The sequence below is a fragment of the Streptomyces lycii genome (assembly GCF_009735685.1).
Classification (GTDB): domain Bacteria; phylum Actinomycetota; class Actinomycetes; order Streptomycetales; family Streptomycetaceae; genus Streptomyces; species Streptomyces lycii.
On the sequence record NZ_WHPN01000324.1, the window covers coordinates 1 to 23955 of the forward strand.

General features: G+C 73.7%; 20 protein-coding genes. 7 read left to right on the top strand and 13 right to left on the bottom strand.

Going from position 1 to position 23955, the window contains the following annotated elements; genetic code table 11:
• The 3 genes from GCU69_RS20130 to uvrB form a co-directional block, all read right to left on the bottom strand.
• On the bottom strand, positions 1 to 608 hold a 608-nt coding region (locus GCU69_RS20130; RefSeq protein ID WP_170315892.1), incomplete at its 3' end, for a TerD family protein.
• A 91-nt stretch (positions 609 to 699) separates the two neighbouring features.
• Positions 700 to 1278, bottom strand: a complete 579-nt coding sequence (locus tag GCU69_RS20135) for a TerD family protein (protein ID WP_098751373.1) — start codon at positions 1276 to 1278, stop codon at positions 700 to 702.
• Between the two features lie 168 nt (positions 1279 to 1446).
• On the bottom strand, positions 1447 to 3579 hold the full coding sequence (gene uvrB, locus GCU69_RS20140) for an excinuclease ABC subunit UvrB (RefSeq protein ID WP_156206804.1): 2133 nt from the start codon (positions 3577 to 3579) through the stop codon (positions 1447 to 1449).
• A 343-nt stretch (positions 3580 to 3922) separates the two neighbouring features.
• On the opposite strand from uvrB, the gene GCU69_RS20145 reads away from it, so the two are divergent.
• The gene (locus GCU69_RS20145) at positions 3923 to 4837 is read left to right on the top strand and encodes a glycerophosphodiester phosphodiesterase (RefSeq protein ID WP_098751375.1); all 915 of its coding nucleotides are present in this window, start codon (positions 3923 to 3925) and stop codon (positions 4835 to 4837) included.
• Between the two features lie 135 nt (positions 4838 to 4972).
• Entirely contained in the window at positions 4973 to 5506 is a 534-nt protein-coding gene (locus tag GCU69_RS20150; protein WP_098751376.1) for a methylated-DNA--[protein]-cysteine S-methyltransferase, read from the top strand.
• 135 nt (positions 5507 to 5641) lie between these two features.
• On the opposite strand, the gene GCU69_RS20155 is transcribed toward GCU69_RS20150, so the two are convergent.
• Entirely contained in the window at positions 5642 to 6193 is a 552-nt protein-coding gene (locus GCU69_RS20155; protein WP_156206805.1) for a hypothetical protein, read from the bottom strand.
• Between the two features lie 214 nt (positions 6194 to 6407).
• Between GCU69_RS20155 and GCU69_RS20160 the strand changes: the two genes are divergently transcribed.
• The 3 genes from GCU69_RS20160 to GCU69_RS20170 all read left to right on the top strand — a co-directional run bounded on the left by GCU69_RS20160 (position 6408) and on the right by GCU69_RS20170 (position 10077).
• Entirely contained in the window at positions 6408 to 7637 is a 1230-nt protein-coding gene (locus GCU69_RS20160; protein WP_235978592.1) for an FUSC family protein, read from the top strand.
• Between the two features lie 327 nt (positions 7638 to 7964).
• The gene (locus GCU69_RS20165) at positions 7965 to 8531 is read left to right on the top strand and encodes a DinB family protein (protein WP_098751379.1); all 567 of its coding nucleotides are present in this window, start codon (positions 7965 to 7967) and stop codon (positions 8529 to 8531) included.
• 313 nt (positions 8532 to 8844) lie between these two features.
• Complete coding sequence (locus GCU69_RS20170) at positions 8845 to 10077, top strand: PQQ-dependent sugar dehydrogenase (RefSeq protein ID WP_156206806.1); 1233 nt, start codon at positions 8845 to 8847, stop codon at positions 10075 to 10077.
• Positions 10078 to 10170: 93 nt separating this feature from the next.
• On the opposite strand, the gene GCU69_RS20175 is transcribed toward GCU69_RS20170, so the two are convergent.
• From GCU69_RS20175 to rpsA, 9 genes are all read right to left on the bottom strand, one after another.
• Positions 10171 to 10584, bottom strand: coding sequence for a hypothetical protein (locus GCU69_RS20175; protein WP_156206807.1), 414 nt, complete (start codon positions 10582 to 10584; stop codon positions 10171 to 10173).
• A 198-nt stretch (positions 10585 to 10782) separates the two neighbouring features.
• On the bottom strand, positions 10783 to 12207 hold the full coding sequence (locus GCU69_RS20180) for an FAD-dependent oxidoreductase (protein WP_156206808.1): 1425 nt from the start codon (positions 12205 to 12207) through the stop codon (positions 10783 to 10785).
• Between the two features lie 232 nt (positions 12208 to 12439).
• Positions 12440 to 13150: an antibiotic biosynthesis monooxygenase gene (locus tag GCU69_RS20185; RefSeq protein WP_098751383.1), complete on the bottom strand. Its 711-nt coding sequence runs from the start codon at positions 13148 to 13150 to the stop codon at positions 12440 to 12442.
• A gap of 233 nt (positions 13151 to 13383) precedes the next feature.
• Positions 13384 to 14541 carry an ADP-ribosylglycohydrolase family protein gene (locus GCU69_RS20190; RefSeq protein ID WP_098751384.1) on the bottom strand — a complete coding sequence of 386 codons (1158 nt, stop codon included), beginning with the start codon at positions 14539 to 14541 and terminating at the stop codon, positions 13384 to 13386.
• A 157-nt stretch (positions 14542 to 14698) separates the two neighbouring features.
• Positions 14699 to 15502 carry a methyltransferase domain-containing protein gene (locus GCU69_RS20195; protein WP_098751385.1) on the bottom strand — a complete coding sequence of 268 codons (804 nt, stop codon included), beginning with the start codon at positions 15500 to 15502 and terminating at the stop codon, positions 14699 to 14701.
• A 74-nt stretch (positions 15503 to 15576) separates the two neighbouring features.
• On the bottom strand, positions 15577 to 15963 hold the full coding sequence (locus tag GCU69_RS20200) for a tetratricopeptide repeat protein (RefSeq protein ID WP_098751386.1): 387 nt from the start codon (positions 15961 to 15963) through the stop codon (positions 15577 to 15579).
• Positions 15964 to 16211: 248 nt separating this feature from the next.
• Positions 16212 to 16826: a dephospho-CoA kinase gene (gene coaE / locus GCU69_RS20205; protein WP_098751387.1), complete on the bottom strand. Its 615-nt coding sequence runs from the start codon at positions 16824 to 16826 to the stop codon at positions 16212 to 16214.
• A gap of 75 nt (positions 16827 to 16901) precedes the next feature.
• On the bottom strand, positions 16902 to 17846 hold the full coding sequence (locus GCU69_RS20210; RefSeq protein WP_098751388.1) for a PAC2 family protein: 945 nt from the start codon (positions 17844 to 17846) through the stop codon (positions 16902 to 16904).
• A gap of 157 nt (positions 17847 to 18003) precedes the next feature.
• Positions 18004 to 19524: a 30S ribosomal protein S1 gene (gene rpsA, locus GCU69_RS20215; RefSeq protein ID WP_098751389.1), complete on the bottom strand. Its 1521-nt coding sequence runs from the start codon at positions 19522 to 19524 to the stop codon at positions 18004 to 18006.
• Between the two features lie 381 nt (positions 19525 to 19905).
• Here rpsA and GCU69_RS20225 point away from each other — a divergent pair, with 381 nt between their 5' ends.
• Together GCU69_RS20225 and GCU69_RS20230 are read left to right on the top strand one after the other, a co-directional pair.
• Positions 19906 to 20745, top strand: a complete 840-nt coding sequence (locus tag GCU69_RS20225; protein WP_098751391.1) for a class I SAM-dependent methyltransferase — start codon at positions 19906 to 19908, stop codon at positions 20743 to 20745.
• 257 nt (positions 20746 to 21002) lie between these two features.
• Entirely contained in the window at positions 21003 to 23789 is a 2787-nt protein-coding gene (locus tag GCU69_RS20230) for an ATP-dependent RNA helicase (protein ID WP_156206809.1), read from the top strand.
• Positions 23790 to 23955 lie beyond the last annotated feature (166 nt).

Sequence of the window (23955 nt, forward strand, 5' to 3'; positions counted from 1 at the left end):
GTGCGGACCCGTCCGCCGCCGTTGCCGGGGCGGGGCGGGGGTGTCATGGAGCGGGCCATGCCGCGGGCGACGGTGTCCTGGACGGTGGCGGCCAGCTCGGCGGCCTGCGGCAGTCCCTGGTCGCCGAGCATGTCGGCGAGTCCGCCCGCGTAGCCCTGGCCGACCGCGCGGACCTTCCAGGCGCCCTGGCGGCGGTAGAGCTCGAGGGCGGTGACGGCGGACTCCGAGTCCAGCCCCGTGACGGTGTAGCCGGCGATCTCGGTGCCGTCGAGCGAGGTGACGGAGACGAACGGGGCCGGGAGACCGCCGAACCGGGTCGGTCCGCCCGTACGGTCGGGCAGGGCCAGCAGCACGGTCACCTGGTGCACGGCCGGGGCCAGCGCTTGGAGGTCCACGGCGAGCCGGTGGTCCGCCGCGGCCTGCCGGGAGACCTCGATGCCCGGCAGGCTCGGCGAGGCTGGGTGCGCGACCGCGTCTGCACCGGTGACCCTGCCCCGCTCGTCCGCCAGGGTGGCCCCGGCCACGACGGGCACGCCCGCCGAGATCCGGATTTCCAGGCGGGTGCCCGGAAGCGGATGGTTCTGACCGCGCACCAGCTCGGCCGTCATCGTGCGTCCCCCTCGTCGTGTTCTGCCTGCCGCGCTGCCGCGGCGGCCCCCGGGACAGCCGTCTCCGGGGGCCGTCGCGGCGCGGGTCCTGCTACAGGTGCGGCACGATCGCCGGCATCAGGTCCTGGAAGGTCCGGCCGTTGGCCGGGGTGCCGACGGCCGTCATCGACCAGCCGCTGCCCGTCCGGTGGACCTTGGCCATGATCTGCGCGGTGTACTGCCCGCCACCGGTGAGGGTGTAGCGGGCGATCTCCTCGCCGTTGGTCTCGTCGATGATCCGGCAGAAGGCGTTCTGCACCTCGGCGAAGGTCTGGCCGGTGAAGGAGTTCACCGTGAAGACGATCTGGTCGATGTGCACCGGCACCCGCTGGAGGTCGACGAGGATGGCCTCGTCGTCGCCGCCCTGGCCCGCTCCGCCGACGAGGTTGTCACCGGTGTGCCGGACGGAGCCGTCGTCGCTCGTGAGGTGACGGAAGAAGACGACGTCGACGGGCTGCTTGTCGGCGAACAGCACGGCCGACGCGTCGAGGTCGATCTCCTTGGTACGGGTGCCGAACAGTCCACGGCGCGGGGCCGCCTGCCAGCCGAGCCCCATCCGCACCGCGGTCAGGCTTCCCCCGCCGGACTTCTCCAGGCTGATGCCCTGCCCCTTGGACAAATTGACGCTCACGCGCTGTCCCCTCTCGATCCGCTCCGGCCGCGGATCTGTTGCGGCCGGACTGAAACCCTACGCAGAGCCGGTGACGGCGGGGCAGGCGGCGTACCGGTTTGTGTCGTTCTTGCAACACGGCAGGCCTCCGGGAGCGCCCCGCGGCCGGGCGGATTCCCGGAGGAACCCTCAGGAGAGGCCTGCCTCCCGCATCTGGCGCAGCTCCTTCTTGAGCTCGCCCACCTCGTCCCGCAGCCGGGCCGCGACCTCGAACTGGAGGTCGGCCGCGGCCGCGCGCATCCGGTCGGTCATCTCCTCGATCAGCTCCGCGAGTTCGGCCGCGGGCCGGTCGGTGAGCGTGGCGCCCTTGTCGCCCTTGCCCCCGGACTTCGCCGCCGCCTTGCCGCCGAGGGCCGGGACCGGGGCCTTCGCCTCCTTGGCGTCCTTCGGGCTGCGGTAGCCGGTGCCCAGCAACTCCTGGGTGTCGACCTCCTCGCGGGCGATGGTGGCCACGATGTCGTTGATCTTCTTCCGCAGCGGCTGCGGGTCGAGCCCGCGCTCCGTGTTGTACGCGATCTGCTTCTCGCGGCGCCGGTTGGTCTCCTCGATGGCCTTCTCCATCGCCGGGGTGATCCTGTCGGCGTACATGTGGACCTGGCCGGAGACGTTGCGCGCGGCCCGGCCGATGGTCTGGATGAGCGAGGTGCCGGAGCGCAGGAAGCCCTCCTTGTCGGCGTCGAGGATGGCGACGAGGGAGACCTCGGGCAGGTCGAGCCCCTCGCGGAGCAGGTTGATGCCGACCAGGACGTCGTACTCGCCGGCGCGCAGCTCGCGCAGCAGCTCGACCCGGCGCAGCGTGTCGACGTCCGAGTGCAGATAGCGCACCTGGATGCCGAGCTCGAGGAAGTAGTCCGTGAGGTCCTCGGCCATCTTCTTGGTGAGCGTGGTGACGAGCACCCGCTCGTCCTTCTCCGTGCGCAGACGGATCTCGTGCACCAGGTCGTCGATCTGGCCCTCGGTGGATTTGACGACGACCTCCGGGTCGACGAGCCCGGTGGGCCGGATGATCTGCTCGACGACACCTTCCCCGCGGGACAGCTCGTACTGCCCGGGGGTGGCCGAGAGATAGACGGTCTGGCCGACGCGCTCCTGGAACTCCTCCCACTTCAGCGGGCGGTTGTCCATGGCGGACGGCAGCCGGAAGCCGTGGTCGACCAGGGTCCGCTTGCGGGAGGCGTCGCCCTCGTACATCGCGCCGATCTGCGGGACCGTGACGTGCGACTCGTCGATGACGAGCAGGAAGTCCTCGGGGAAGTAGTCCAGCAGGGTGTGCGGCGCGCTGCCGGACTCGCGGCCGTCGATGTGCAGGGAGTAGTTCTCGATGCCGGAGCAGGTGCCGATCTGGCGCATCATCTCGATGTCGTAGGTGGTGCGCATCCGGAGCCGCTGGGCCTCCAGCAGCTTGCCCTGCTTCTCCATCTTCGCGAGCGTCTCCTCCAGCTCCCGCTCGATGGCGGTGACGGCCCGCTCCATGCGCTCGGGTCCGGCGACGTAGTGGCTGGCCGGGAAGACGTAGAGCTGCTGGTCCTCGGTGATGATCTCGCCGGTGAGCGGGTGCAGCGTGGAGAGCGCCTCGATCTCGTCGCCGAACATCTCGATCCGGACGGCCAGCTCCTCGTAGACCGGGAAGATCTCGATGGTGTCGCCCCGGACCCGGAAGGTGCCGCGGGTGAAGGCGAGGTCGTTGCGGGTGTACTGGATGTCCACGAAGCGGCGCAGCAGCTGGTCGCGGTCGATCTCCTCGCCGACCTTGAGCGGGACCATCCGGTCCACGTACTCCTGCGGGGTGCCGAGGCCGTAGATGCAGGAGACGGAGGCGACGACGACCACGTCCCGGCGGGTGAGCAGGGAGTTCGTCGCGGAGTGGCGCAGGCGTTCGACCTCTTCGTTGACCGAGGAGTCCTTCTCGATGTACGTGTCCGACTGGGGGACGTACGCCTCGGGCTGGTAGTAGTCGTAGTAGGAGACGAAATACTCGACGGCGTTGTTCGGCAGAAGCTCGCGGAACTCGTTGGCGAGCTGGGCCGCCAGGGTCTTGTTCGGCGCCATCACCAGCGTCGGCCGCTGCAGCTTCTCGATCATCCAGGCCGTGGTCGCCGACTTTCCGGTGCCGGTCGCGCCGAGCAGCACGACGTCCTTCTCACCGGCGGTGATCCGCCGCTCCAGGTCCGCGATGGCCGCGGGCTGGTCGCCGCTGGGCTGGTAAGGGCTGACGACCTCGAAGGGCGCCACCGTGCGTTCGATGTGGGATACGGGCCGCATGGGACCACCGTACGACCAGCCACCGACAACGGGCGGTGCGGACACTTCGGAGCTGCTCCCGCCCGCGCCGGGCGGCCGTCCCGCGGCGCGCCGAAGGCCGTCCCGCGGCGCGCCGAAGGCCGTCCCGCGGCGCGCCGAAGGCCGGCCTTCGGCGACTCGCCGACACGCTCGCACCGACTTGCCGACACTCACGGAACCATCATCATCTAAATATCGCCGTATGGTGCAATACGTCGTGTGGACGACGTTCTCGTTCAACTTCTGTCCACCTTGCGCCTGTTTCCCGTTGGGAGCGGACTGGGAACCTCGGCGAGTCCGTGCACAGACGACGCGAGGAGTCCACGTGCCCACACGCCCTGTCGCAGCCGTCACCGGCGCGCTTCTGGGGTTCTCCGCACTCCTTCTCCCCCTTTCGACGGCGCAGGCCGCGGAGCGGCAGAGCGACCCGGTGGTCGTCGCCCACCGCGGCGCGTCCGGTTACGCGCCGGAGAACACCCTCGCCGCCGCCGACAAGGCCCACCAGCTCGGCATCGACTGGGTGGAGAACGACGTGCAGCGCACCAGCGACGGAAAGCTGGTCGTGATCCACGACACCGACCTCACCCGGACGACCGACGTCGAGGAGGTCTTCCCGGACCGCGCCCCGTGGAGCGTCTCCGATTTCACCCTCGCCGAGATCCGGAAGCTCGACGCGGGCAGCTGGTTCTCCGCGGACTACGCCGGCGAGAAGGTGCCGACGCTGCGGGAGTTCCTGCGGAAGATGACGCGCAACCAGCAGAAGCTGCTGCTGGAGATCAAGGCCCCGGAGCTGTACCCGGGCATCGAGGCACAGATCCTCGGCGAGCTGCGCGGTTCCGGCTGGCTGGACCGGCGGCACGTGCGGGACCGGCTGATCCTGCAGAGCTTCGGCGCCGAGAGCGTCCGGACGGTGCACACGCTGCGCCCGGACGTGAAGACGGGCTTCCTCGGCACTCCGGACGTCTCGGAGCTTCCCGCGTACGCCGAGTTCACCGACCAGATCAATCCGAGCTACCGGACCGTGACCGCCGATTACGTCGACGCGGTGCACCAGCTCAAGGGCGCCCACGGAAAGCCGCTGGAGCTGTTCACCTGGACGGTGAACGACGGCGCGGTCGCCGCCGACCTGGCGGGCCTGGGGGTCGACGGCATCATCACGAACACCCCGGACGTGGTGCGGGACGCCGTGAGCGGCAGCGGCGCCCCGCGCGCCTCCGAGCCGGTGCCCGCCGGCTCCTGACCCGGGCGTCCGGGCCCGGGGCACCCGCGCGGTGTCCCGTCCCGGTCCGCCCCGCGGCTGTGCCCCCGGTCCTCCCGTGCCGGGGGCACAGCCGTCCGTGCACCCGGCCGGGCGCCGGGGCACTAGCCTGCTGGGATGACCGCAGTGACCTGGACCGTGACCGGCACCCCCATCGGCCCGCTGCTGATCGCGGCGACCGGGGAGGGGCTGGTGAACGTCGTCTTCCACGCCGACGAGGCGACCACGCGCCGCGCCCTCGATCAGCTGGGCCGGCGGTTCGGCGGGGCGTCGCCCGAGGCGTCGGACTCGGCGCTGCTCGGGGAGACCGTGCGGCAGCTCCGGGCGTACTTCGCGGGCGGCCTGCGCACCTTCGACCTGCGGCTGGACTGGTCGCTGACGGGCGGGTTCAACCGGCGGGTGCTGCGCGAACTCGCGGACGGCGTCCCGTACGGATCGGTCGTCGGCTATCAGGACCTCGCCGACCGGGTGGGCGAGCCGGGGGCGGCGCGGGCCGTCGGTGTGGCCATGGGTTCGAATCCGCTGCCGGTGGTCGTGCCGTGCCACCGGGTCGTGGAGAGCGGCGGGGGGCTCGGCGGGTTCGGCGGCGGGCTGGAGACGAAGCGCTCACTGCTGGCGCTGGAGGGCGTGCTGCCCCAGCCGCTGTTCTGAGCGGCCGGGGCAGCACGGGCAGCCGGACGTACGGTCTGCGGACGGCCGGCGCACGAGCGTCGCCCGGCGCACGGAGCGCCGCCCGGACGGCCGGGGCCGCCGGCGGCCGGGGCGGCACGCCGGTCCTGGGTCCGTTCAGCAGCCGCCGCAGTTGTAGTAGGTCACGTCCCAGTGGTTGCTCTCGCGGGCGTAGACGTTGCCGGAGGCCGCCTCGTACTGGGCCGCGCCGTCACCCCGTTCGCCGATGTAGGTGAAGGTGCCGGTGATGTAGCCGGAGAGGCAGCCGGTCGGGCTGAAGTCCAGCTTGTAGCCGTTCCAGTGGCTGTACGTGCCGGAGGCGTGGCCCGTCTCGGTGCCGCCGGTGACCGTCAGCGCGCAGCCGCTCGCGGACTTCAGGGTGGCCGCCCCCTGAATGGTCGCCAGGTTCACCTGTTCGAAGGATGTGCAGGTGGGAGTGTTCCGGTCGCTGCAACCGCCGCTCGACGTCCAGGCGATGCCGGCGGATTTCAGCCGCGCGGTGGCGTCGGCGTGGCTCAGCTTGGTGACGGCTGCCCGCTGCCCGTCCGCGGCGGCGGCGGGTGCGGAGGCTCCGGCGCTCTGGCCGGCGGTGGCCGTCCAGGGTGCGCCGAAGGCGGTGGCGGCGGCGAGTACGGCCCCGGCTGTACCGAGGAGTACGGACCTCTTCACGTTGGTTCCTCCCGGTGAAGGGTTGTGGGGGGAGCGCCGGTTCCCGCGTGGTGTGCGGTCACCGGCGCGCCGTATGGTCGCAGGCTTGACTGTCCACAGACAATCCCCGTGCGGGTTGCGGCTCCCACCGCGGCCCTGTCGCGGGCGAGGGCCCACCCGGGTGGCAACCCCGCCGGCGATGTCTCGGAAACGGCTGAGCGGGAAGGGGCACAAGGTGCCCGATGTCGTTCCGGAACCCGTGGCGAAGCTCCTCGGGCGGCGCAACGACCCGGTCGTCGTCCAGACGGTCCGGTCCGCGACCGCCGCGACGCTCGCGTACGCCGCAGCCCAGGTGCTGCTGGATTCACCCGCCCCTCCCCTGCTGGCGCCGCTGACCGCCCTGCTCGTCGTCCAGGTCACCCTGTACGCGACCCTCACCAGCGGGATGCGCCGGGTCAACGCCGTGGTGGCCGGTGTGCTCATCGCCGTCGGCTTCAGCGCGGTCGTGGGGCTGAGCTGGTGGAGCCTGGGACTGCTGATCATCTCGGCGCTGGTGCTCGGACATCTGGTCCGCGCGAAGGAGTTCGTCCCGGAGGTCGCGATCTCCGCGATGCTCGTCCTGGGCGTCACCCATGCGACGGACCTGGCCCTGACCCGGGTGCTGGAGACCCTCGTGGGCGCCGGTGTCGGGCTGGTGTTCAACATGGTGTTCGTGCCCCCCGTCTGGGTGGAGAGCGCCGGTGAGTCCATCGAGGACCTGGCCCGGCGGATGTCGGCGCTGCTGCTGGACATCGGCGAGGAGCTGGGCGGCCACACCCCGGTCGAGCGGGCCGCCGCCCGGCTGCACGAGGCGCGCCGGCTGGACCACGACATCGTGGAGGTGGACTCCTCGCTCACCCGGGCGGAGGAGAGCCTTCGCTTCAACCCCCGGGTCAAGGAGGGGCTGCTGTCCCGGATCGTGCTGCGGACCGGACTGGACACGCTGGAGATCTGCGCGGTGGTGCTGCGGGTGACGGCGCGTTCGCTCACGGACCTGGCCAAGAAGCGCACGGAGGAACCCCTCTTCCCGCCGGACATCTCGACGGCGCTGCGGGAGCTGTTCCTGCACATGGCCGGTGCGGTACAGAGCTTCGCCGTGCTGATCACCGCCCAGGTCAGCAGCGACGCCGACGACGCGGAGACCTTCCTGGTGGCCGAACTCGCCGCGGCCCGCGCCGCGCGCGAACACGTCGCACAGCTGCTGCTGGAGCAGATCCAGGAGCATCCCCGGCAGTGGCAGCTGCACGGGGCGCTGCTGGCGGAGGTCGACCGGGTGCTGGACGAACTCGATGTGGAGAAGCGTTCCTTCCGGCTCGCGGAGGAGCTGGACCGCTACTCCCGGGAGCAGCGCGACCGGCATCCCCGGCTGGACCGGGCCAAGCGCCGGCTCCGCTGGGCGTTCCCCCGGCGGCGGCGCCCGAGCTGACGCCCCGCCCGTCGGGCGGGGGCGTTCCGCGCCATGACCGGCGTCGCCGCGGACCGGAACCGACCGCATCGGCGCCTGACGTCGTCCTCACCCGGAACCCACCGCCTCGCGCGGCATCTCCGTGCCCGTGCGCCCGGGATCCGTGCGCCCGGAATCCGTACGTCCGGGGTCCGTACGTCCGGGGCCCGTACGTCCGGGGCCCGTTCGTCCGGGAAGCGGTGCGCCGAGAGGCCCGCGCGCACCGAGCCGTACGCAGCCGTACCCCGAGAGGCCGCGCGCACCGAGCCGTACGCGCACGGCCGTACCCGAGAAGGAGGACGACCCGCCATGTCACCGTCCGCAACACCTCCCGCCCGCCCCGGGCCCCCAAAATCCCAGCTGCCCGGTGAGCGCGGCGAGTTCCTGCGCAGCCTCGCCGAGCAGCGCGCCAATCTGCTCATCACCGTCCGCGGACTCGACGACGCCCGGGCCCGCGCGCGCAGCACGGTCAGCGAGTTGACGCTCGGCGGCCTGATCCGGCACCTGACGTACGAGGAGCGCAACTGGATGCAGATCCTGGCCGCGGGCGACGGCAGGGCACCGGAGACGATGTTCGACACCGACCAGTACCGGATGCCGGAGGACGCCACCCTGGCCGGGCTGCTGGAGGACTACGCGGCGGCGGCCCGCACGACGGAACGGGTCGTCGCCTCACTGGCGGACCTGGACCGGACCGTTCCGCTGCCCGGCAGCCCGTGGAGCCCGCCCGGGACGGTCCACTGGTCGGCGCGGCGGGTTCTGCTGCACCTGGTCCGGGAGACGGCGCAGCACGCGGGGCACGCCGACATCATCCGCGAGTCGCTGGACGGGGCGAGCACCACGGCACAGATGGTCCCGCCGGGCAGCTCCGCGTAGGGATGGTGGGTACCGGCTCCCGGTCCGGCTCCGGTCCGGCTCCGGTCCGGCTCCGGGTCCCGGTCCTGCCCCGGCTCAAGGTCCCCGCTCCGGCTCCGTCGTCCCGCAACGGTCCGGCTCTGCCTCCGGCCCGGCTCCGTCGTCCCGCTCCGGTCCGGCTCTGGCTCCGGCCCGCCCCGGCGCGGTACCGTCCGCTTCGGCGCCGCCGGGTGCGGGCGGCGGCCGAGACCGTCCCGGAAGCAGTACGGCGATCCCGGCCCCGGCCGGAGCGAACCGTCGCCGACGGGTCACTCCACACACCCCAGGAGCCGTCATGCCACGAGCTCAACGGATCGGCCGCTCGGTCCTCGCACTCTCCCTGACCGTCCTGCTGGTGCCGGCCGGCTGGTCGGCGGCGCGGGCCGGCGAGGCCGCACGCTCCGGTACGCAGGCCGGGACCGGCCAGGCCACCGCCATACCGCTGGAGAACCTGGCCGTCACCACCACCCGGGTCGCCTCCGGCCTGCAACGCCCCACCGCGATCACGGCTCCGGACGACGACAGCGGCCGGCTGTTCATCACCGAGAAGGCCGGGATCGTCCGCAGTTACCACCCGGACACCGGCCTCGCCGGGGAGCCCCTGGCCGACCTGACGGGCGCGGTCGACCCGGCCGGCAACGAGCGCGGCCTGCTGGGCATCGCAGCCGCCCCCGACTTCGCCGAGAGCCGGCTGCTGTACGTGTCGTACACCCGGCTGCCGGACGACGCGGTGACCCTCGCCCGGTACGACCTGGACGACGGCGAGCTGGAGGAGGTCCTCACCCACGAGCACGCCGAGAACAGCAACCACAACGGCGGCCAGCTCGCCTTCGGCCCCGACGGCAAGCTGTACTGGGGCATCGGTGACGGCGGCGGCGCGGGCGACCCGCACCGGAACGGCCAGAACCTCACCACCCTGCTCGGCAAGGTCCTGCGGCTGGACGTCACCCCCGGCTGCGGCGAACCGGACCAGGCGTACTGCGTTCCGCGGGACAACCCCTTCGCCGACACCGACCACGCGCGCGGTGAGATCTGGGCGTACGGGCTGCGCAACCCCTGGCGCTTCTCGTTCGACGACAACGACGGCTCGCTGTGGATCGGCGACGTCGGCCAGGGCGGTTCCGAGGAGGTCGACCATCTGCCCGCGGACGGCGGCGGGGCGAACTTCGGCTGGTCCTGCCGGGAGGGCCTGGAGGTCTTCGACCCGGCGCACTGCGCCGACGACGCCGACTACACCGACCCGGTGTTCACCTATCCGACCTCCGTCGGGGGATGTTCGGTGATCGGCGGCGAGGTCTACCGCGGCAAGCAGTACGCCAACCTGGCCGGCGGCACCTATCTCGCGACCGACTACTGCTCCTCCACGGTCTGGGGCCTGCGGGCCGTCCCCGGCGGCGGCTACGAGAGCGCCGTCCTCGGCGAGACGCCCACCCAGGTCACCACCTTCGGCCGCGACGCGGACGGCGAGCTGTACGTGGCGAACGACCTGCCCGGGCAGCTGCACCGGGTGTCGTTCGAGGAGCGCTGACCGGGGACCGGCCGGCGGACGGCGACGGCGGACGGGGCGGGCGCGCCGCGCGTGGGCGCGCCGCGGGGCGCATCCGCCGCGCCGTCCCGTTCCTCACGCCCGGGCTCCCCCGGCACCCTCCCCGCCGAACCGCACGAAACCGGTGAAGCGCGGCGCGAACGCGGGCGCGAGCTGTTCGCCCAGCGCCTCCCGGATGCCCGCGACCACATCCTCGTCCGGCTCGCCGAACACCTCGAAACGCTCCACCCGGCAGTGTTCCATCACGTCCTGGATGTACGGGTCCGACAGCCTCCAGTGCTCGCGGACGGCGTCCGAGTCCCGGTAGAGCTGGAAGCTGTGGGCGAGGAGCTGCTTCTCGTCGACGAAGACCTCCACCATCAGCTGGGGCCCGTGCTGTTCGACGAAGCCCACCGCCCGGTCGACGGCGCTCCGGAACGCGTCCAGGTGCCCTTCGGTGATGCGCATGGTGTTGCGGAAGAGGAGAAATCCGCTGTCAGGTGTGTTCATGGTTCGAGTCTCATACCTCAACCACGCTTCAGATCAAGCCCCGGCGGCCGCCGTCACCGGTGGCGCGCGCCGCGCGCGCCGCGGCGCCGGACGCGCTCACTCCCCCGGCGGCGGCATCCCCGCTTCCGTTCGCAGGACGTACGGGGTTCGGCGGGCGTACGGACTCAGCGGCCGTACGGACTCAGCAGGCGTACGGACTCAGCAGGCGTCCTCCGCGTCCGCCGCGCGTTCCCGGCCGAGCGGTGGCTCCGTGGGGGCGGCGGGAACGGAACCGAACAGCACGGCGCGCAGCACACGCGGGGCGAACAGCGCGCCGACCGGAGCGGTCAGTCCCAGCACCGCCCGGAACGCGGCGCCCACGACGGGGTTGCCCGGGGCGTGGGCCTGGACCCGCCGGAGGTACCACGACGCGGGGCGGTCGGCGGCCCGGAAACGGACCGCGTTGCCCGTGGCTCCGGGCATGGACTTGTCGGCGCCCGCGCAGATGTCCCAGGCCGTGTTCGAGGCGGCGAGCAGGGCCTTCTGCACCCGGCGGGTCGTCGCGGGATGCCGCCGGTCCGCCAGGGCGTCGCGCAGGGCCAGCGCGCTGAGGGCGGCGACGCTCATGCCCTGCCCGTAGATCGGGTTGAACGTGCACAGCGCGTCGCCGGTCGCCAGGAACCCGGACGGGCGGGCGCCGGGCCGGTCGTAGCGCCGCCGCACGTTGGCCGTGCGGCGGTAGGCGGACGCGGACGACCGGGGCTCCGCCGCGGACAGCCACTCGGTCACGATGGGGTGCGGAAGCTTCCGCGCGAAGGCCTCGAACGCCTCGTTGTCGGTGGGCGGCTGGTCGGCACGCAGCCCGGACAGGGTGACGAGGTGCAGCCCGTCCCCCTCGACCGGCAGGACGACGGCTCCGTACGTCTGCGCGGGGTTGGGCACGACGTAGTAGCCGAGGGCGTCGGCGACCTTGCCCCGTGAACCGTCCCGGTACAGCCGGGTCGCATAGGCGAGCCCGGTGTCGATGGTCTCCTCCTGCGGCGGTTCGGCGCCGAGCTCCGCCAGCCAGCGCGGGGCGCGCGAACCGCGTCCGGACGCGTCGACGACCAGGTCGGCCTCCAGCAGCTCCGGGTTGTTCCGGTGCGTCGTGCCGCGCTCGCGCAGCAGTACGCCCCGGACGCGCCGCGCGTCACCGGCCAGCCCCACGGCCTCGGTTCCCCCGACCGTGCGGATCCGGGAGTCCGCCAGCACCCGGCGGCGGATCGCGTGCTCCATGAGGGGCCGGGTGCCGGTGAACACGACCGCGGTGCTCTCGGTGCGGCGGTACCAGCGGCCGCCCTGCCACTGCACCATGTCCCCGGGCATGCCGACCTCCGGGGAACCCGCGGCCCGCATCTCGTCGCACAGCCCGGGCAGCAGCTGCTCCAGGGCCTTCTGCCCGCCCTCCAGCAGGACATGGATGTGCCGGCCCTGCGGGACCCCGGCCCTGGCCTCCGGACCCTCCGGGAACCGGTCGCGTTCGACTACGGTGACCCGCTCGGCGTGCTCGGCGAGCACGGCGGCGGCGAGCAGCCCCGCGACACTCCCGCCGATCACCACCGCGTGACGCGCCCGGTCGGTCGTCAACCCCCGCTGGTCCGCCATGTTCTCCTCTTCGCTTCGTTCCCGCTTCGTTCCCGCTTCGTCTTCGCTCCGCCTTGGCGCCGCGCGACGTCTTCGCACCGGCTGACGGTGCGTCCGCCCGCCCAGTATTCACCAATGCCGCACTTCGGGGTGGCCGGTCACGGCCGTGGACTCGGCGCGCCCCGCCCCGGATTGCTCCCGGCAGGACGTACCGGGAGGGGACGGGGAGGACGGGGCGGGGACGGAAGCGGCTTCAGCGCCGGAAGCCGCTCCACGCCAACCGGTAGCGCCTGACGCCTCCCGCGTCGCGCCGCAGTCCGGGGAAGTTCTGCACCCGCTGCCACGCGGCGCTCCCGGAGCCGATGCCCTCTCCGGGCGAGGCCAGCGCCCGGACGTGCGCCTCCTCGCTCTCCCATTCGGCATAGTTGAGCACCCGGGTGCCGTCGGTGCTCACGAAGAAGTTCCCCGAGATCCCGCCCGGGTGCGGGATCTCCTCGCCCCCCAGCGCCTCGAAGACCGCGTCGACCCAGGCGCGCTGCCGCTCCGGGCCGGGCCCGTCGAACACCGCGTCCACGACGACGATGCAGCCGGGCACGCGCCGGTCCCCGGGCTGCTTCGTGTGCCGGTACAGCTCGTAGGTGTGCAGTCCCACCCGTTCGATGCCGGGGACGGCCGCGTCGATCGCGTCGTTGCGCTCCTGCCGGTGGTTTCGTACGAAGGCGTGGTAGGCGGACTCGTCCGACCACTGCGAGTGGTGCAGCAGCGTGTCGCCGTCGGTGCTCGCGTAGACGGCGTAGCCGAGCAGGTCGGGGGTGGGCCAGGGGCGGCTGTCCCAGGTGTCCGCGATGGCGTCGGCCACCGCGCGCTGCCGCTCGGGGGTGCCCACCCGCCAGGTGCTGAACATGGGCGCCCCGGCATCGGGACGGGTGACGTCCGGCAGTACGGGTACGGTGCGTTCGGGCATGGCCGGCTCCTCGGTCGTGGCGTGCGGGCCTGCTCGGGAGCGGCCGCGCTGTCGGACACCAGCCTCGTACCTCAACCAGAGTTGAGGTCAACCCGCGGCGCGGCGCGGTCCGCCACCGGCACCGGCCCCCGTCCTTCGCCCGGCAGATCACCCGGCGGTCGCCCGGCACGTCACCCGGCGCCTCACCCCGCGGTCGCCCGTCCTCCGCCCGGCACGTCACCCGGCAGGCGGCGTCACCACTGCGGGGCCCGTTCGTCCGCCGGGTGGAACTCCGCGTCGAAGTCGTCCGCGAGCAGGGCGATCACCGCCCGGCCCTCCACCCGGGACAGCCACTCCCGCGGCAGCCGGAAGTCGCCGTGGTGGGCGCCCAGCAGATTGCCGCAGACGGCGCCCGTGGAGTCGCTGTCGCCGGAGTGGTTGACGGACAGCAGCAGCGTGTCGCGGATCCGGGTGCGCCGGGCGGACAGCGGGCCGTTGGCCTCGCGCGGCGCGGAGGCGTGACCGGCCAGCAGGCAGAACACGGCGATGGCCAAGGCCTCTTCCGCGACCCAGCCGCCGCCCAGCATCTCGACCCGCTCCGGGTCCGGGAGGGCCGTGCCGTCGCAGGCCGCCGCGAGGTCGACGGCCCGGGTCAGCGCGGACGTCGTCTCCTCGTGGCCCGGGTAGCGCGCGAGCAGCCGCAGCGTCCGCAGCACGGCGGCCTCCGGCGTCTCGCCGTACAGCAGGTGGTGGACGACGGCCGCGAAGGCCCCGGCCGCGTAGTAGCCGGTGGGGTGGCCGTGGGTGATCTGGGCGCAGCGGGCGGCGAGTTCGAACGCCTGCCGGGCGTCGGCGCCGGTGAGGCCGAACGGCGCGGAGCGCATCACCGTGCCGCAGCCCTTGGAGCCGGGGTTCACCGGGCCCGGCTCACCGCGCAGTTCGGCGTGCGGGTCGGGGATGTGCCGCTGCTCCAGGCCGGTCAGGCAGGCGTTGCCGGGCGCCCGGCGCGCGTAGAGCCAGGGTTCCTCGCGGAGCCGGCCGTCGCGGTACGGCTGCCCGTCCGCCGGGGGCGGTGCCGGGTGGTTCTGGGTGTCGAGCCAACGCAGATACGCCTCCATGACGAGCTGCGTCTCGGCGCCGCCGATGCCCTTCGCGGAGGCCCGGGCGTGGGCTCGGATCAGCCCCTCGGCGGTGAAGAGCGTCATCTGGGTGTCGTCGGTGACCGTGCCGGCGGGTTCCCGGCCCGCTGCCACCAGGTCCCGCAGCCCCTCCGGCCCGTACGTCTCCCGGATCCGGGCCGTGGAGAGGAACTCCACCGGATTGCCGAGGGCGTCGCCGATCGCGCCGCCGAGCAGACAGCCCCGTATCCGCGCCCGGACAGCCGCCGACTCGTTCCAGGACCGCCTGGCCATGTGTCTCACCGTGTCTCACCCCGTCGTCCGTCGCTGTCGTCCGTCGCTGCACCGGCGGGCCATCCTGCCAGCAGCCCGCGGACGCCCCGCCGGCCGGGGTCGGCACGGGTCGGCCGGTGCCGGCATGAGTCGGCACGAGCCGGCCGGAGCCGGCCGGTCATGTGGCCTTGCGGGCGACCAGTTGGAAGATCCGGGCGAGGTGGGGATACGGCGGCCGGTCGGTGACGGCGAGTTCCAGGCGTTCGAGGTCGGCGAAGAAGTCCGGGTCGTTCCGGCGCTCCTCGTCGGTGACGAAGTCGCAGAACGCGCGGATGCCGTAGTGCCGCACGCCGGTGCAGCCGAGGGAGGTGAGGACCGGGCGGACCTCCTCCGCGGTGTGCAGCGTCATCTCGGTGTCGAAGGTGCGGGTACGGCCGTGCCGCGTGCCGAGGGCCGCGAGGGCGGCCGCCGGGTCGTGCGCGCGCACGACGAGGTCCAGCGGACCGGAGTGCCGGTTGAAGGCCATCACCGAGATCAGTCCGCCCGGCCGCAGCGGGGCGAGCGCGGCCCGGAGCGCGGGCGCGGTCTCGTCCAGATACTGCAGCAGGTTGTGGCAGACGACCAGGTCGAACGCCGGTGCTGTCAGCTCCTCCGGCAGCTCCAGCACATCCGCCTCCACGGTGGCCAGGAGATGCCCGACCCCTGCCGCCCGGGCGCGTTCCCGGGCCCGGGCGAGCATGGCGGGGGCGAAGTCGGCGATCGTGACGTGATGGCCCCGCCGGGCGAGCCACAGGGCGTCGCCGCCGTCGGCACCGGCCAGGTCGAGGACCCGCAGCGCGGGACCGCCGCCGTGCGGCCCGGGCCCGGTGTGCCGGACCAGATTGGCCTCGGCGAGCGTGTAGCGCAGCCGCCCGCCGGGGCTGTCCTGCCACCGCTGCCACGCCTCCAGCGCTGCGTCGAACTTCCCGGCGGATGGCGGCATGTGCCGACCGTAGCCGAGAGGGGCCCGCCGCTGCCGGGCATTCCGGCCGCGACGGGCCCCGTCGGGCGCACGGGTCAGGCGCCGTCCGCCCCGGTCCCCCCGCTGCCGAAGCCCGCGGCCGCGACGAAGTCGGGGCGCGGGTCGAGGGCGGCCGCCAGCCGGAAGTGGCGGGTGGCCTCGGACGGGCGGTCGGCCCGCTGGAGGGTGCGTCCGAGCGCGAAGTGCGCGTACGCGTTGTCCGGTTCGCGGTCCAGCACGAGCCGGAACTCCAGCTCGGCCGGGCGGAGCTGCGCCGAGTGGAAGAAGGCCCGGGCGCGGAGCAGCCGGGCGGCGGTGTTCTCCGGGTGGTCGGCGACGACGTTCTCGAGCAGCTTCACCGCGCCCATCGGGTCACGGGCGGCGAGCAGCTGCTCGGCGGCGCGGTACTGGATGACGTTCGTCTCGGGGGTGCTCGCGGACACGGCCGTCTCCTCCCGGAGTGAGCTGGGGCCGTCGCCGGCCCCGGGGCGCGCGTGGCGCCCGCGGGCACCGCGCGACTGCGTACGGTCGGCTCAACAGCGATCGGGCCGCCCGCATTCCCGCCCCCGGCCGCGCGCCGTGCCGCCCGGCCCGCCGCGCGGGACGCGTCCGGCTCCGCTCAGAACGCCGTAGGTGCTTCCCCCGCCCGGCGGAGGAGTTCCTGCCAGACCTCGCGGACCCGGGGGGACGCTCAGGACGCCGTAGGTGCTTCCCCCGCCCGGCGGAGGAGTTCCTGCCAGACCTCGCGGACCCGGGGGGCGAGCGCCTCCAGCGGGCCGTCGTTGTCGACGACCAGGTCGGCGACCGCCAGCCGCTGCTCCCGGCTCGCCTGCGCGGCCATCCGGGAACGGGCCTCCTCCTCGGTCATGCCGCGCTGCCCGGTCAGCCGCTCAAGCTGCGTCTCCGGGGCCGCGTCGACGACCACGACCAGGTCGTAGAGCGGGGCGAGGCCGTTCTCGGTGAGCAGCGGCACGTCGTGCACGACGATCGCGGACTCCCCCGCCGCGGCCTCCAGCTCCGCGGAGCGGGCGCCGACGAGCGGGTGGACGATCGCGTTCAGCGCCTTCAGCCGCTCCGGGTCGCCGAAGACGATGCCGCCCAGCTTCGGCCGGTCGAGCGTGCCGTCCGGGGCCAGGACGTCCGGGCCGAACTCGGCGACCACGGACGCGAGCCCGGGGGTACCGGGCTCGACGACCTCGCGGGCGATCCGGTCGGCGTCCACGATCACGGCGCCGCAGGAGGCGAGGAGCCGGGACACCTCGCTCTTCCCCGCGCCGATTCCGCCTGTCAGGCCCACCTTCAGCATGCGCCTCACCCTACCGGCCGGTATGCGCAGGCGGCCGCCGGGCCCGGGGAAGGGCGCTCCGGCCGGCCGCCCCCGTCAGCTCTCGTCGCCGAGTTCCCGCTCGGCGAGATAGCGCTCGAACTCGCTCGCCAGCTCGTCCGCCGACGGCAGCTGCGCGGGCTCCGCGACCAGATTGCCGCGCGACTCGGCACCGGCCGCGGCGTCGAACTGGTGCTCCAGTCCGCGGACGAGCGCGACCAGTTCCTCGTCGCCCTCGCCCACCTGCCGCTCGATCTCGGTCTGCGCCAGCTGCGCCTGGGTGCGCAGCGCGTGCGCGACCCCCGGCAGCACCAGGCCGGTGGCGGCGGTGACGGCTTCCAGCGCGGTCAGGGCCGCGTCGGGGTACGGCGAGCGCGCCAGGTAGTGCGGGACGTGCGCGGCGACACCGAGGACGTCGTGCCCCGCCTCGGCAAGCCGGAACTCCAGCAGCGACGCCGCGCTGCCCGGGACCTGGGCCTCCTCGAAGACGCTGGGCCGGCCGGGCACCAGGTCGACACGGTTGCCGTGCGGGGTGAGGCCGACGGGCCGGGTGTGCGGCACGCCCATCGGGATGCCGTGGAAGTTGACGTGCAGCCTGGTCCCGAGCCGCTCCGTGATCTGCAGGACGGCGGCCGCGAAACGCTCCCACTCGACATCCGGCTCCGGGCCGCTGAGCAGCAGGAACGGCGCGGCGGTGGCATCCCGTACGAGATGCAGTTCGAGCTTCGGCGCCTCGTACCGGGTCCAGCGGTCGCGCTGGAAGGTGAGCAGCGGCCGCCGCGCCCGGTAATCGATGAGCCGGTCCGCGTCGAAGCGGGCCACGACCTGCCGGGGCAGGCCGTCGAGCAGCCGCTCGACGATCTGGTCGCCCACGGCGCCCGCGTCGATGTAGCCGTCGAAGTGGTACAGCAGCACCAGCCCGGCCGATTCCCGGCCGCTCACGGCGTCGGCGGCCGCGAGCCCGGTCGGCTCCCACTCGTACAAATCCTGGGGGTCCTGCACAGTCCGCTCTCCTCCTCGTTCCTGTGCTTCTCCAACGCCGGGCCGGGGGCGGGGCATTCCCCGGCCACGGGGGTGGAACGCGGGTAAGGCCCGCCCCCCGTGAGGGAGCGGGCCTTACCGTTTCAGCGTTCAGCTGAGGCTGGACGGGACCGGAGCGTCAGCTCTGGCCGCCCGCCAGCTTCTCGCGGAGCGCGGCGAGCGCCTCGTCCGACGCCAGGGCGCCGGAGTTGTCCGCGGACTCCGAGGAGTACGAACCGCCGCCGCCACCGGCACCGCCGGACGGAGCGGCAGCCCCGCCACCGGCGGGCGCGGCAGCACCCTCGGCAGCGGCCTGCTCGTCCGCCTCGCGGGACTTGATGACCTGCGCCTGGTGCTGCTCGAAGCGGACCTGCGCCTCGGCGTACTGGCGCTCCCACTCCTCGCGCTGCTTCTCGTAACCGGGCAGCCAGTCGTTGGCCTCCGGGTCGAAGCCCTCGGGGTAGATGTAGTTGCCCTGGTCGTCGTAGGACGCGGCCATGCCGTACAGGGTCGGGTCGAACTCGACCGCCGTCGGGTCGGCACCGAAGGACTCGTTGGCCTGCTTCAGCGAGAGGCTGATGCGACGGCGCTCGAGGTCGATGTCGATGACCTTGACGAAGATCTCGTCGTTGACCTGGACGACCTGCTCCGGGATCTCCACGTGGCGCTCGGCCAGCTCGGAGATGTGGACCAGGCCCTCGATGCCCTCGTCGACGCGGACGAACGCGCCGAAGGGAACGAGCTTGGTGACCTTGCCGGGGACGACCTGGCCGATCTGGTGCGTCCGGGCGAACTGCTGCCACGGGTCTTCCTGGGTCGCCTTCAGCGACAGGGAGACGCGCTCGCGGTCCATGTCGACGTCCAGGACCTCGACCGTGACCTCCTGGCCGACCTCGACGACCTCGGAGGGGTGGTCGATGTGCTTCCAGGACAGCTCCGAGACGTGCACCAGGCCGTCGACGCCGCCGAGGTCCACGAACGCGCCGAAGTTGACGATCGAGGAGACGACGCCGGAGCGGACCTGGCCCTTCTGCAGGGTCGTGAGGAAGGTCTGGCGGACCTCGCTCTGCGTCTGCTCGAGCCAGGCACGGCGGGACAGGACCACGTTGTTGCGGTTCTTGTCCAGCTCGATGATCTTGGCCTCGAGCTCCTTGCCCACGTAGGGCTGGAGGTCGCGGACGCGGCGCATCTCGACGAGGGACGCCGGAAGGAAGCCACGGAGGCCGATGTCGAGGATGAGACCACCCTTGACGACCTCGATGACCGTACCGGTGACGATCCCGTCCTCTTCCTTGATCTTCTCGATGGTGCCCCAGGCACGCTCGTACTGAGCGCGCTTCTTCGAGAGGATCAGGCGGCCTTCCTTGTCCTCCTTCTGGAGAACCAGGGCCTCGATCTCGTCACCGACGGCCACGACCTCGTTCGGGTCGACGTCGTGCTTGATCGAGAGCTCGCGGGAGGGGATGACGCCTTCGGTCTTGTAACCGATGTCGAGCAGGACCTCGTCCCGGTCGACCTTCACGATCACGCCGTCGACGATGTCGCCGTCGTTGAAGTACTTGATCGTCTCATCGATCGCGGCGAGGAATTCTTCCTCGGAACCGATGTCGTTGACCGCCACCTGCGGGGTGGTGCGGATTGCCTCGGTGCTGCTCGTCATGTGGGAAAGGGCTCCGGTACGGACATTGAGTCGTAGGTACTGCTACGCCGAGAACCCGTATCGCACTGCCGAAGCCGGACAGCCCTGAGGACGCCTCTCCTCCCCGAGGGGATGCAAGAAGCGCCTCGTCGACCGAGGGGATCTTCAACCAATGCGAGCGCGACCTGCTCCGTCTGAGGTGCGCAGGCCCGCAGCGCAACTTGTAGCATACGGGGGCAGCCGGGCAGGGTCAATGCGCGAAGAGCGCAGGATGGGCGGAATCCCCCATATCCGGCAGATCTCATCCACGGCCGGACCGCACCGGAGTGCAGGACGGCCACGCGGCGGACCGGGCCGCGCCGGGCCCGGCCGGTTCGACGGAAGACTACGACGACGGGCGCGATGAACCAAGAGGACGAAGTGGAACCGACGCCGCCGGCGGGTTCCGTGGACGACGACGCCCGGGCCGTCCGGCGCCGCTCCGGGGAGACCGAGAGCAGCCGGGCCAACCGCGGCTGGTGGGACCGCAACGCCGACGAGTACCAGGTCGAACACGGTCCGTTCCTGGGCGACGACCGCTTCGTGTGGTGTCCCGAGGGCCTCGACGAGGCCGAGGCCGGGCTGCTCGGGCCCGCCTCCGGGCTCCCGGGGCGCGATGTCCTGGAGATCGGCGCGGGCGCCGCGCAGTGCTCCCGCTGGCTCGCCGCCCGGGGCGCCCGCCCCGTCGCCCTGGACCTGTCCCACCGGCAGCTCCAGCACGCGCTGCGGATCGGTGCCGGCTTCCCCCTCGTGCAGGCCGACGCGGGGGCGCTGCCCTTTCCCGACGGTGCCTTCGACCTGGCCTGTTCCGCGTACGGGGCGCTGCCCTTCGTCGCCGATCCGGTGCGGGTGCTGCGCGAGGTCCGGCGGGTGCTGCGGCCCGGGGGACGGTTCGTCTTCTCGGTGACGCACCCGATCCGCTGGGCGTTCCCGGACGAGCCGGGCCCGGAGGGGCTGTCGGTCGCCGCCTCCTACTTCGACCGCACGCCGTACGTCGAACAGGACGAAACGGGTGACGCCGTCTACGTCGAGCACCACCGGACGATCGGTGACCGGGTGCGCGACGTCGTCGCCGCGGGCTTCCGGCTGGCCGACCTCGTCGAGCCGGAGTGGCCGGACTGGAACCACCAGGAGTGGGGTGGCTGGTCACCGCTGCGCGGCCATCTGATCCCGGGGACGGCGATCTTCGTCTGCGACCGGTAGCGGCCCGGGCTGCCGATCCGGCCGACGGGAACGGGGGCGCCCCGTCCGGTCCGACGGGAGCGGGGGCGCCGATTCGGTGCGACCGGAGCGGGGGCGCCGGTCCGGTCCGACGGAACGGGGGCGGGGGCGGGCGGGCAGCGGGCCCCGCCGTCGGCAAGGTCCGGCCCGGGGTCCCGTCCGCGGCCGGAGCCCTCCGCGGCCGGAGACGGGCAGTCCCGGGCCGCGGCCGTCTTCGGCGGGCGCGGGAGACTGGGGGCGTGATCCGCACCGACGAACTGCTCGCGCTGCCCGTGCGCGACGCCCTGCCCGGCCTGCTGGAAGCCCTCCGGACCCGTACCGGCGCGGTGCTCGCCGCGCCGCCCGGCACCGGCAAGACCACCCTCGTACCGCTCGCGCTGGCGGGGCTGGTGCCGGGTGGCCGCGCCGGGCCGCGGCGCGTGCTGGTCGCCGAGCCGCGCAGGATGGCCGTACGGGCCGCCGCGCGCCGTATGGCGTGGCTGCTGGGCGAGGAGACCGGCCGCCGGGTCGGCTTCACGGTGCGCGGCGAGCGCCGGGTGAGCCGCGAGACGGTCGTCGAGGTCGTCACCACCGGGGTGCTTCTCCAGCGGCTCCAGCGCGACCAGGAACTGCCCGGCGCGGACACCGTGCTGCTCGACGAGTGCCACGAACGGCACCTCGACGCGGACACCGCCGCCGCCTTCCTGCTCGACGTGCGGTCCGCGCTGCGGCCGGAACTGGAGCTGGTGGCCGCCTCGGCGACGACGGACGCCGAGGCCTGGGCGCGGCTGCTGGGCTCGGCGGACGGTTCGGGCCCGGCGCCGGTGGTGCGGGCGGAGGGCCGGACGTACCCCGTCACGGTGCGCCACGCCCCGCCGCCGGGGCCGGTGCGGCCGCCGCACGGGATGCGCGTCGACCCGGCGCTGCTGGAGCATGTCGCGGCGACGGTGCGGTCGGCGCTGCGGGACGGCGACGGCGACGTGCTCTGCTTCCTGCCCGGCACGGGCGAGATCGCGCGCGTGGCCGGGATGCTGGGCGGCTCCGGTGCCGAGGTCCTCCAGTTGCACGGGCGGGCGCCGGCGGGGGTGCAGGAAGCGGTGCTGCGGGGCGGCGGCGGTGCGAGACGGCGGGTGGTCCTCGCGACCTCCGTGGCCGAGTCGAGCCTGACCGTGCCGGGCGTACGGACCGTGGTGGACTCCGGGCTGGCCCGCGAGCCGCGGATGGACCACGGGCGCGGGCTGGGCTCGCTGACGACCGTGCGGGTGTCCCGGGCGGCGGCCGCGCAGCGCCAGGGCCGGGCGGCGCGCGAGGCGCCGGGACTGGCGTTCCGGTGCTGGGCGGAGGGTGAGGACGCGCGGCTGCCGAGCTGGCCGTCGCCGGAGATCGCGGTGGCGGACCTGGCGCCGTTCGCGTTGCAGGCGGCCTGCTGGGGCGATCCCGGCGCCTCGGGGCTGGCGCTGCTCGACGCGCCGCCCGCGGGGGCGATGGCGGCGGCCCGGGAGGTGCTGCGGGCGGTCGGCGCGGTGGACGGGAACGGGCGGGCGACGGAACGGGGCGTACGGATGGCCCGGATGGGCCTGCATCCCCGGCTGGCGCGGGCGCTGCTGGACGGCGCGCGGGAGGTGGGCGCGCGCCGGGCGGCCGAGATCGTGGCGCTGCTGTCGGAGGAACCGCCGCGCGCTCTGGGCGACGATCTGGCGGCCGTGTGGCGCGCGGTACGACGGGAGAGCACGGGCGGGGACGGCTACGCGGCCCGCTGGCGCCGGGAGACCCGACGGCTGGAGGCGGCCGTACGACCGGCGGGCGCGGGCGCAGGTGCGGGTGCGGGCGTGGCCGCGGGACCGGCGGAGGGCGCCGAGGGCGTGGGTCCGGCAGGGGCCGCCGCCTCGGGTCCCGCGGAGGCCCGGCGCCCGCCCGGCCGGGACCGCGGCCCTCGTACGGACCTGGACCGCGGCCGTCGTACGGAGCTGGACCCCGGCCCTCGTACGGATTCGGACCGCGCCCCTCGCACGGACCTCGGCCACAGCCCTCGTACGGACCTGGACCGCGGCCGTCGTACGGAGCTGTCCGACGACGGGGCCGCCGGGCTCGTCGCCGCGCTGGCGTTCCCCGAACGGGTGGCCCGGAGGCGCGGGACGGACAGCTTCGTCATGGTGAACGGAACGGGGGCGGAACCGGCGGACGGCTCCCGGCTCGGCACCGCCGAGTGGCTGGCGGTGGCCGTGGCCGACCGTCCGGCGACCTCGGCCTCGGCGCGGATACGCCTGGCCGCGGTCACCGACGAGGACACCGCCCGGCTCGCGGCCGGGCCGCTGCGCACGTCCGGTGAGGAAGTCGTCTGGTCGGCCGGGCGCGGCGACGTGCTGGCGCGCGCGGTGGAGCGGCTGGGCGCGGTCGAGCTGTCCGTACGGCCGTTGCGGGAACCCGATCCGGCGGCCGTGCGGGCCGCGCTGCTGGAGGGCCTGCGGCAGGAGGGTCCGGGGCTCCTGCGCTGGTCGCGGGACGCGGTGGCGCTGCGGCAGCGGATGGCCTTCCTGCACCGGGTGCTGGGCGCCCCGTGGCCGGACGTGTCGGACGCGGCACTGCTCGGCTGTACGGACCTGTGGCTCGGGCCGGAGCTGGCCCGGGCCCGGCGGCGGGCGGACCTGGAGCGTGCCGACGCGGGCACGGCGCTCGCGCGGCTGCTGCCCTGGGCGACGGGGGACGCCGCCCGGCTCGACCGGCTGGCACCGGAGCGGATGGAGGTGCCCAGCGGTTCGCGGATCCGGATCGACTACTCCGGCGAGCAGCCCGTGCTGGCCGCCAAGCTGCAGGAACTCTTCGGCCGGCAGGAGACCCCGCGCATCGCGGACGGCAGGGTCCCGCTGCTGGTCCATCTGCTCTCCCCCGCCGGGCGCCCGGCGGCGGTCACGGCCGATCTGGCGTCGTTCTGGCGCGAGGGGTACCGCTCGGTGCGGGCCGAGCTGCGCGGCCGTTATCCGAAGCACCCGTGGCCGGAGGACCCGGCGACGGCCGCGCCGACGCGGCACACCAAGCGGCGGTCCTGAGGCCGCGGGCCTGAAACGGCGGGCTTGAGGCTGTGGCCTGAGGCTGTGGCCTGAGTCGGCGGGCCCGTGCCGGGAGCGGTGGGCCCGCACCGGGAGCGGCAGGCCCGCACCGGGAGCGGCAGGCCCGTGCCGGGGGCCGTGGAACAGCGGCCCCCGGGCGGCCGGC

Coding starts and splice junctions, on each gene's coding strand:
- uvrB (WP_156206804.1), bottom strand. CDS start 3,579: ATGCGGCCCGTATCCCACATCGAACGCACGGTGGCGCCCTTCGAGGTC.
- GCU69_RS20150 (WP_098751376.1), top strand. CDS start 4,973: ATGACCGCAGTGACCTGGACCGTGACCGGCACCCCCATCGGCCCGCTG.
- GCU69_RS20165 (WP_098751379.1), top strand. CDS start 7,965: ATGTCACCGTCCGCAACACCTCCCGCCCGCCCCGGGCCCCCAAAATCC.
- GCU69_RS20170 (WP_156206806.1), top strand. CDS start 8,845: ATGCCACGAGCTCAACGGATCGGCCGCTCGGTCCTCGCACTCTCCCTG.
- GCU69_RS20175 (WP_156206807.1), bottom strand. CDS start 10,584: ATGAACACACCTGACAGCGGATTTCTCCTCTTCCGCAACACCATGCGC.
- GCU69_RS20180 (WP_156206808.1), bottom strand. CDS start 12,207: ATGGCGGACCAGCGGGGGTTGACGACCGACCGGGCGCGTCACGCGGTG.
- GCU69_RS20185 (WP_098751383.1), bottom strand. CDS start 13,150: ATGCCCGAACGCACCGTACCCGTACTGCCGGACGTCACCCGTCCCGAT.
- GCU69_RS20190 (WP_098751384.1), bottom strand. CDS start 14,541: ATGGCCAGGCGGTCCTGGAACGAGTCGGCGGCTGTCCGGGCGCGGATA.
- GCU69_RS20195 (WP_098751385.1), bottom strand. CDS start 15,502: ATGCCGCCATCCGCCGGGAAGTTCGACGCAGCGCTGGAGGCGTGGCAG.
- coaE (WP_098751387.1), bottom strand. CDS start 16,826: ATGCTGAAGGTGGGCCTGACAGGCGGAATCGGCGCGGGGAAGAGCGAG.
- rpsA (WP_098751389.1), bottom strand. CDS start 19,524: ATGACGAGCAGCACCGAGGCAATCCGCACCACCCCGCAGGTGGCGGTC.
- GCU69_RS20225 (WP_098751391.1), top strand. CDS start 19,906: ATGAACCAAGAGGACGAAGTGGAACCGACGCCGCCGGCGGGTTCCGTG.